Here is an 8,949-nt window from a genome sequence, read left to right on the forward strand (position 1 = left end):
CTATTCACCAAAGAGTTCCACATCCCCACCACTCGGAAGATTTTTAATCCGTAAGCGGTATTCACTTTCCCTATCCATAATAGTGCTATTATGCATCGTCTTGATTTTTCTAACTTTAACTAATCCTGTTTCCGGGAAGAAGTACACTTTACGCGGGTAAATATCGAGTAAGTCCGCAGCGATGACGGGTATTTGCTCTATCTGCAAGTAATCCAACACAAATTCAGCATTACGCTCGCCAATATTGTGTAATGTTAATCCTGATAGCATGTTGCCACCACCAAACACCTTCGCTTCAATGAACTGCCGTCTTGCACCTAATTTCAATAAATCATTGATCAGCAACTCCATCGCATAGACACCATAACGCGCTGATTCAGCTAAAATACCATTTCCATGATTATCGCAACTGGGCAATAAAAAGTGATTCATGCCACCAATTTTCCGTTCGAGATCATATAAGCAAACGGCAATACACGACCCTAATACAGTCACAATTAAGTTACCCTCCCGAGTGGCATAATATTCACCCGGCATAATTTTCACGGCTTCACAATCAAACAAGTGATCAAAATACCGATTTGGCCCTAGGGCAGGATATTCAATATTCGGTCTTAGCACTCGTTTTTCCCTTTACGGCCTGATAAGTAGTTTGTCCTACAGGGGTGAGGATCTGTGGAAACATATTGAAATTTTCAGAATGTCCCGCGATATATAACCCCTCTTCCGTTAGTGACAGCACCATATGTTTTAAAATGGCTTCTTGAGTTGCTTTATCGAAATAAATCATTACATTTCGGCAAAAAATAATATCGACGGGGGTTTTAATCGACCAAAAAGAATCAACTAAGTTGATTCGAGTAAACTGCAACATTTGCTTTAATTCCGGGATCACACGGACTTGACCGAGTTTCGCCCCTTTACCCCGCTGAAAAAATAACGTTTTACGCTCATCGCTCACCGTCTCAATACGCTCTATCGGATAAATCCCCGTCTGCGCTTTTTTTAAGACGGCACTGTCAATATCTGACGCTATTATCTCAATCGGCGTATTAAATCGACCAAAATGCTCAGCGACGACCATAGCTATCGAATAAGGTTCTTCACCCGTGCTACTTGCAGCACACCAGATCCGTTTTGTGTGTGGATGAGTCTGTAAATAGCGTTTTAACACCTCAAAATGATGCGGCTCACGAAAGAACGCGGTTTGATTAGTCGTGAGTGCATTAATAAATTCCTGGTGTTCGCATTCATTCGCTTGTAAATACTCTAAATAAGCCGTAAATCCCGACAATTTCAGTACCCTAATTCGCCTCACTAATCGGCTATACACCATAGCGTCTTTACTGTCGGCTAATTTTATACCAGCGAACCGATACAGCAGGGTCTTCACCGCCTTAAAGTGAGCCAATGTAAACACATATTCCTTACCTAGCGGTCTGAGATCACTCAATCAAAAGTCTTCCCATTCATCTTGATCGACTTTATTTAACCTAGGCTTAGGCGTCATTGCTTTAGGTTTCGTGGACACTCGTGCTAATGAGGGGGTTTTAGTCGCTATTTTTTTAAGCTCAGAGGTGCGGCCAATTACGCTTGTTTCCTCATCGACTTTGAAATTTGCAACACTATCAGCTAGTTGCTGCGCCTGAGATTGCATACTTTCAGCTGCCGCAGCGGCTTCTTCGACTAACGCCGCATTTTGCTGCGTCATTTCATCCATTTGCACAACGGCTTTGCCTATTTCATCGATCCCAATCGCTTGCTCATTAGAGGCGGAGGCTATTTCCGCCATAATGTCGTTCACTCGTTTGATTGCAATGACAATTTCCTTCATGGTATCGCCGGATTTTCCGACGAGGCTATTGCCGCTCTCAATTTTACTGACCGAGTCAGAGATTAATGCCTTAATGTCTTTCGCTGCATTTGCAGAACGTTGAGCCAAGCTTCGCACTTCTGAGGCCACGACCGCAAACCCCCGCCCCTGCTCACCGGCTCTGGCTGCCTCGACCGCAGCATTGAGCGCCAATATATTGGTTTGAAAGGCAATACCATCGATCACGCCAATAATATCGGCAATTTTGCGCGCGGATTCGTTGATTGACGCCATGGTTTGCACGACTTGCTGGATAAGCTCTCCCCCATCTTCAGCCACATCGGCAGCTTTTGAAGCTAAGGCATTGGCTTGGCTGGCATTATCAGCATTTAATTTTACAGTTCCCGTTAACTCTTCCATGCTGGCGGAAGTTTCTTCGAGACTCGAGGCTTGCTCCTCTGTTCGACTGGACAGATCGGCATTGCCTTGAGCGATTTCAGTAGATGCGGTATTGATGGTATCAGCTGCTTTTTGAATATCTCTTATCATGTAAGAGAGCTTTTCAGCGGTTTGGTTTGAATAGTTTTTTAAATCATTAAAGGTGCCTTCATACTCGTTATAAATCCTCGTGGTCAAATCCCCTTCAGCCATGGCCATTAGCACACGAGCAACATCTTGTAATCCTCTATCAGAGGTTTCAATCAAAGCATTGAGGCTATTCGCTAACATTAAGAAAAAACCCTGCTTACTTTGACTATCAACACGTTGGGTAAAGTCTCCCGCAGCGGCTGCCCCAACGATCCGAGCAATTTCTTGTTCAACTTGTACTTCTTCAGTACGGTCGAGCCACTCAACAACTGTGCCTAACCGTTCACCTGACTTTGCAATAATCGGGCTTGCCGTTAGACGGAAATGACAACTCGCCACTTTGATCTGCGACTCATATTTACGATCGAGCTTGTCAAGCAGACTCGCTTGATGCGCCGGATTACGGTGGAAGATATCCATAGAACTACCGATGATCTTATCCACGGCGAAATGGGGTAAAACCTGGCGAATTTCACTTTCAGAGCGGCGTAACATGGCTTCAACTGAACGGTTCATATAAATAATGGTTCGATTGGCATCGGCGATCATCACATTGGTGCTTGTGTTATTGAGCGCTTCTAATATGCGTTGGGTTGCCCGTTCAGCTTCAATACTTTCAGTGCGGTCAATCCACTCAACACCAGTCCCTAAATGCTTATTATCACGGGAAATAATAGGTGTCAGTATCAATTTAAAGGTACGCTTACCAATGCTGATTTGTGCCGTATGTGGTTGTGTTAATCTTTCTAGCATATTGCGCTGATGAGCGGGATTAACATGGAAGATATCGATATTACTGCCAACGATCTTGGCAACGGAAAACTGGGGTAACTGTTTACGGATATCAGCCTCAGCCTCTGACAGCATATTCAGTACGGCTTTATTGGCGTAAATGATATTGCGCTCACTATCGGCAATCATGAAATTATTACCACTGTTATCGAGCAATTGGAAATAACGTTGGCGCTCTTCATCTCGACGTTGGCGCTCTTCGGTATTACCGAAAATATCTAAGATACCCATAGTGTTTACTCCTGCTCAGAAAGACTGTTTGTATCCATTAGCCCCAACTCATCACTGCTGATAAGAGCTTGAATATTGACCAAAATAATCATTTTTTCTTCAACGGTTGCGAGACCTTTGAGATAGCGACTATCAAAGGCAGCGCCAAATTGCGGGGCGGGTAAAATAGCTTCACTCGCCAGTTTAATGACATCTGAAACAGCATCGACCACGATGCCGACAATTCGGTCACAAACATTGAGCATAATCACTATCGTGAACTCATCATAAGTAGCTGTTCCGACATTAAATTTCATTCGTAAATCGACAATCGGTACGATATCACCACGCAGGTTAAGCACTCCTTTAATAAAACTGGGCGCATTGGCAATTTTTGTGACAGGCTCGTAACCTCTTATTTCTTTTACCGACATAATGTCCAATGCATAGTGTTCTTCACCCAGCACAAAACTTAAAAACTCTACTTCATCATGGGCACTAAATTCCGGTTTAGGGCCGAGCAATGTGCGACTTTCCATTAGCATGTCCTCAGTTAATGCTTAATATGCTGGGCCAGTGATTCCACATCGAGAATTAAAGCGACACTACCATCTCCCATGATGGTGGCTCCAGACACGCCAGGGATCCGACGATAATGTTTTTCAAGACTTTTAATCACAACCTGCTGCTGACCAACCAATGCATCAACAAACAATCCAAAACGTTTATTGTTGCTTTCAAGGAGCACCACAATGCCCTCTTCGGGACGCTTGGCAAACGGATCGATTTCCATCAATTGATGCAGGTTTAATAGGGGTAAATATTCTTCCCTGACTCGGATTAAACGCTCGTGAGCGAAGGACGTTAGCTGCTCATTATGGGGTTGTATTGATTCGATAATATGGACAAGCGGTAAAATATAGATTTGATTCCCCACACTCACACTCATCCCATCAACAATGGCTAAGGTCAGTGGCAATTGAATTTCAAAGGTAGCCCCATGACCCGCCACGGAATCGATATCGATTCGTCCGCCTAGTGCTTCAATATTTCGACGAACAACATCCATCCCGACACCACGGCCAGAAACATCAGTAATTTCCTTGGCGGTCGAAAATCCGGCGGTAAAAATCAGTTGCCAAATCAGTTTATCCGGCATGTTATCCGCAACTGGCATATTATTTTCTCGGGCTTTTTGTAAGATCCTCTCGCGATGTAATCCAGCACCATCATCGTGCACAGCAATGACAATACAGCCCCCCCGCTGACTTGCTTTAAGCGATAATTGGGCCGTTTCAGCTTTACCCAACGCACGCCTGACTTCTGGTTTTTCAATACCATGGTCTAAACTATTGCGTACTAGATGCGTGAGCGGATCGACCAGCTTTTCAATCATGCCCTTATCGATTTCCGTGTTGCCACCTTCGATCACGAGATTGACATTTTTGCCGAGTTGTTCTGATAAATCCCTGACTAATCGATGAAACCGGTTGAATACAAAGGAAACTGGCAACATTCGGACCGACATCACAGCCTCTTGCATCTCCCGCGTATTTCGCTCAAGTTCGACCAATGCAGTCTTAAGCCTTTCACCCAATTCACCCGACAGCTCATTACCAATGAGGGTCAACATTGACTGGGTAATAACCAATTCACCCGCAAGATTGACTAGGGTATCGATTTTGGAGGTTTCGACTCTTAATGTGGCATCTTGAGTGGTCGTGTTGACTTTTTTAGTCGCAACAGTTGTTTGTGGTGATGTGACCGCAGAAGCCACATGCTGATTTGATGCATTTGAAGTAACCAAATCTGTGGGTTCTGTTTTTTCGGTTTGCGTGACTTTGCCTGTATAACGAGGCACTTTAGCACCGGAATGATGACTAATAGGCTCTGCAATTGGCTCAATGATGGGATGTGCTGGATTAGTTTTAATCTGCACTAAAGCATCAATTTCACTGTCAATGCTTTCAGCTGTTAAAGACTCAAAGAAACCAAAACCTAAGTCATCGTCAGGCGCTGTACTAAGTTGCTGACTATTTGTGACCGTTTTGCTTAAATCATCAATACTAATTTCTTTCGCAATATACGCTTCATCAAAAAAACCAAAATCTTGATTTTCAATGGCTAAGGTTAATTTGACATCATCTTCAAAAAAACCAAAGCCGAGATCATTCTCGTCACAGGCCTTGGGTAAAACCGTTGCTGTGTGTGGCACTGCTGTTTGAATTGGCGAAGTGAACGTTTCGTTAGAATGGGTAATCGAAAAAGGCTCACCATTTAATGCTGCAATTAATTGATTTTTAGCAAATTCAACCTGTTGCCAATCAATTGGTGAATCTTCACGATACAAGCTAAGAATGTGGGATAGCGTGTCAACCGTCTTCAAAAGTAAATCAATGACCCCGGAAGATAACTCAAATGTACCCTTTCTCACTTTATCGAGTAGGTTTTCCATTACGTGAGTGACACTGGTGAGCGCCGTAAAGCCAAAAATACCACTGCCTCCCTTAATAGAGTGCGCCGCTCGAAAAATAGTATTTAACTCCTCGGGATCTGGCGACTGAAGATCGAGGGCAATAAGCAGTTGCTCCATGCTTTCAAGATGCTCATGGCTTTCTTCAAAAAAGACTTGATGAAACTCAGCCATATTAATGGACATATTGCCCCCGATACCTTCAACCCAGCACTTTGGCGGTTATTGCTAATAATTTTTGCGGGTCAAAAGGCTTAACCATCCATCCCGTTGCACCAACCGCTTTTCCTTGGGCTTTCATATCTTCTCCCGCTTCAGTGGTTAGCATTATGATTGGGGTTCGCATATATGCGGACATCCCTCGCAAAGATTTAATTAAGGTTAAACCATCCATTCTCGGCATATTTTGGTCAGTCAAAATAAAATCAAATCGCTGGCTACTACACAAATCGAGAGCCTCTTGGCCATCTTTAGCCAAAGTGACTAGATAGTTTGCTGATTTCAGCGTGGCTTCAACCATCTGTCGAATGGCAGCAGAATCATCAACAATTAATATTTTTTTACTCATGCCCTATTCCATAACCACTTTAGTGATATTACCGGGAGAAATTAATTCATAGTGTTTACATAATTTTTTCACCAGTGATAAGCCTCGTCCAGAAAGTTCAGGATAATTTGAAATCGATTTATCAAAACCAGTAAATCCTTTGCCACTATCAGACACAGTGATCAACAGTTCATACCTGTCATTCCACGTTATGCTCACTTTTACCCAATCATTTGAAGTAAGCCTATCTGCGCAGCCATCTCTTATACTATGGTACAATTCAAAGCCTTCAGGATCATTTTTTAGTCTAGAATCTAATTTTAGTACACCATGGTCGATAGCATTACTAAATAACTCGGCCACTACCGTAAATACTCTTTGACAAAAATATGTCGCAAAACCAAATGCTGATAAAAACTGGTTGAGCATACTCAAGTAATCCGCACTTAGTAGCATAGGTCCTGATATCTTGATATCCCAATCAAACTCTCCATTCTTATTTGATAATAAATGCCTAACATCTTGAGAACGATACCAGTCATGAAGACGCTGAAAATCAAGAGTGCAAACACTAATATCATCAACAATATGATTATCCAGAGAATTATTATCAAAATTTTCTTTAAAAAAATAAGGCAAGGAGTCTAACTTTTCATGAAACAGAGCATTAAGTCGCTCCATACCAAACTGAGAGTTATCAAATAATGGCTGTTCAATTAATCCATCGCTATATAGACATGCATATCCTTCGTGCGGCAAATCAATCTCAACAATGTCTGCAATAAATGTATTTGGCGGTAAAATTCCAAGCGCCATATTCGTTGACTTAAACACTTTATTTAGCCACGAATTATTATCTTGAGATTGATTATTATGTCTGAGGTGAAGAAAAACAGGCGGCATACCACCATTCCAAACATAAAGTTTATTACGAAATAAATCGGCTTCAAGAAGAATGCAGGCAACAAATCTATCATCTGGATTTTCGTAAAATAATTTTTCATTAAGCTCATAGATTAAGGTTACTAGTGAAAAGCACTTATAAACCATAGCTTTAAATGTACTTGCCACTCGCATGATAGGCATGGCAGCACTAAGACCGTGACCTGTTGAATCAGCTAGCATAATGAATAAATTACCGTTAGGTGAGACACTATTTAACAAAATATCGCCACTAAAATTCGCACTTGCTTGAGAAAATGACTTTATAAAGTCAAATTGGCTATTATCAACATTCACTAAATGCTCAAAAATATGACGAGCCAGTTGCTCTTCCCTTGCTTTTTCATAGAGCATTTTTTCGAGTTCAACACTTTGCTGCTTAACTTTTTCTTGCAATCTGATACGTGTTAATAAAATTTCAGCTTTATACCAAAACAATTCAACATTGATAGGTTTAACAACAAAATCCAATACCCCCATTTTAAAGCAATCTAAAAATGCCTGAGGTTCTTTCCTATCAGTTACAACGACAACTGGAATTTCCTTATTCAATTGACGAAGATTTTCTAGCAATGTCAACGCTGTACCATCGGACTGAAAGAAATTCACTAAAATCAAATCAATTCTGTTGATGGATATTTCAAAAAAAGCATCCTCAAGATTATCACAGATAATCACGTTATAACCTTTGCTATGAATAAAGTCACTGATAGACTGACTCACAACAGCATCATTATCGACAACCAATACAAAGTGATTAATTGCTGAGTGCTCTGACATAGCTAGGTTACTCGATGATATAAATTTTCTGCATGTTGGCGATGGTTAATATCTCCTCAGCTTGACCATGAGCTCCTTTTACTGATGTCGACATTCCCTTTTCTTGAGCTTTTCGATATAGCAGTACCATCATGCCTAACGCTGAACTATCAAGATATAACACTCGGCTAAAATCCAAAATAATATGATTAACGTCCTTAAGAGTTAAGATTTGTTGATAGTCTCGTGTAAAATTTTTGTGGTAATAAAAGTCAAATCGCTCTGGCAAGATAATGGTCTGAATGTTTGACATAATATAATATCCATTTAAAAGAGTTCGATTTCGCCACTCGTTATTTCATTCCTTGATACGGGATTATGTTTTTCATTTCGGTGCCGACTCATTTTTTCAGTCACGTCTTCACCGGTAATTCCAAACTCCTCATAAGACATAGCTGTGACTTGTTTGAGCGATTCTTTTAAATGATGTAATGCTTGATTGGTGTGTGACAAACTTTGAGAGGTTATATCACTAAATTGTAATCCCCTTATCGTATCTGAAATTGCTATTTCAAGTTCATGCGCAGATGAATCAATGCGCGCAATGACCTTAGAATCCTTTTCCGCCTTTACGATAATTTGTTTGAGTGCTGTATCAATATCTTTTTTTGCATCAATAATATAACTCATATCCTGTGCGGCAACTTTACTTACATGCTGGGTGAGTTGTTCAATCTGATTCTGAATAGATCTCAGTTGTTTTTGAATACTTTCACTAAATCCAGAACTGCGGTTAGACAATGCACGCACTTCATCCGCCACGAC

Annotated in this window: 8 protein-coding genes and 1 pseudogene; all 9 read right to left on the minus strand. The window is 41.4% G+C overall.

The window, feature by feature from the left end; genetic code table 11:
• Positions 1-621 carry a chemoreceptor glutamine deamidase CheD gene (cheD, locus tag L976_RS13840; RefSeq protein WP_037418018.1) on the minus strand — a complete coding sequence of 207 codons (621 nt, stop codon included), beginning with the start codon at positions 619-621 and terminating at the stop codon, positions 1-3.
• The gene (locus L976_RS13845; RefSeq protein ID WP_047537577.1) at positions 602-1,453 is read right to left on the minus strand and encodes a CheR family methyltransferase; all 852 of its coding nucleotides are present in this window, start codon (positions 1,451-1,453) and stop codon (positions 602-604) included. Before L976_RS13845 ends, cheD begins: the two co-directional genes overlap by 20 nt.
• Positions 1,454-3,424 (minus strand): methyl-accepting chemotaxis protein, encoded by a 1,971-nt coding sequence (locus L976_RS13850; RefSeq protein ID WP_047537580.1) that lies wholly within the window; start codon positions 3,422-3,424, stop codon positions 1,454-1,456.
• Between the two features lie 5 nt (positions 3,425-3,429).
• A complete protein-coding gene (locus L976_RS13855) occupies positions 3,430-3,942 on the minus strand; it encodes a chemotaxis protein CheW (RefSeq protein WP_037418008.1) in 513 nt (170 codons plus the stop codon).
• A 14-nt stretch (positions 3,943-3,956) separates the two neighbouring features.
• Entirely contained in the window at positions 3,957-6,062 is a 2,106-nt protein-coding gene (locus L976_RS13860; RefSeq protein ID WP_047537583.1) for a chemotaxis protein CheA, read from the minus strand.
• Between the two features lie 16 nt (positions 6,063-6,078).
• Entirely contained in the window at positions 6,079-6,444 is a 366-nt protein-coding gene (locus L976_RS13865) for a response regulator (protein ID WP_037418002.1), read from the minus strand.
• A gap of 3 nt (positions 6,445-6,447) precedes the next feature.
• A complete protein-coding gene (locus tag L976_RS13870) occupies positions 6,448-8,145 on the minus strand; it encodes an ATP-binding SpoIIE family protein phosphatase (RefSeq protein WP_047537586.1) in 1,698 nt (565 codons plus the stop codon).
• A 7-nt stretch (positions 8,146-8,152) separates the two neighbouring features.
• Positions 8,153-8,437 (minus strand): STAS domain-containing protein, encoded by a 285-nt coding sequence (locus tag L976_RS13875; protein ID WP_037429105.1) that lies wholly within the window; start codon positions 8,435-8,437, stop codon positions 8,153-8,155.
• 14 nt (positions 8,438-8,451) lie between these two features.
• Positions 8,452-8,949, minus strand: a pseudogene (locus tag L976_RS13880) (methyl-accepting chemotaxis protein); the annotation flags it as partial.

Origin of the sequence: Shewanella sp. ZOR0012 (assembly GCF_000798835.1) — a bacterium.
GTDB lineage: Bacteria > Pseudomonadota > Gammaproteobacteria > Enterobacterales > Shewanellaceae > Shewanella > Shewanella xiamenensis.

Bases quoted from the DNA above. Each gene is read 5' to 3' on its own strand.
- L976_RS13850 (WP_047537580.1), bottom strand. From the start codon at position 3,424: ATGGGTATCTTAGATATTTTCGGTAATACCGAAGAGCGCCAACGTCGA.
- L976_RS13855 (WP_037418008.1), bottom strand. From the start codon at position 3,942: ATGGAAAGTCGCACATTGCTCGGCCCTAAACCGGAATTTAGTGCCCAT.
- L976_RS13860 (WP_047537583.1), bottom strand. From the start codon at position 6,062: ATGTCCATTAATATGGCTGAGTTTCATCAAGTCTTTTTTGAAGAAAGC.
- L976_RS13865 (WP_037418002.1), bottom strand. From the start codon at position 6,444: ATGAGTAAAAAAATATTAATTGTTGATGATTCTGCTGCCATTCGACAG.
- L976_RS13870 (WP_047537586.1), bottom strand. From the start codon at position 8,145: ATGTCAGAGCACTCAGCAATTAATCACTTTGTATTGGTTGTCGATAAT.
- L976_RS13875 (WP_037429105.1), bottom strand. From the start codon at position 8,437: ATGTCAAACATTCAGACCATTATCTTGCCAGAGCGATTTGACTTTTAT.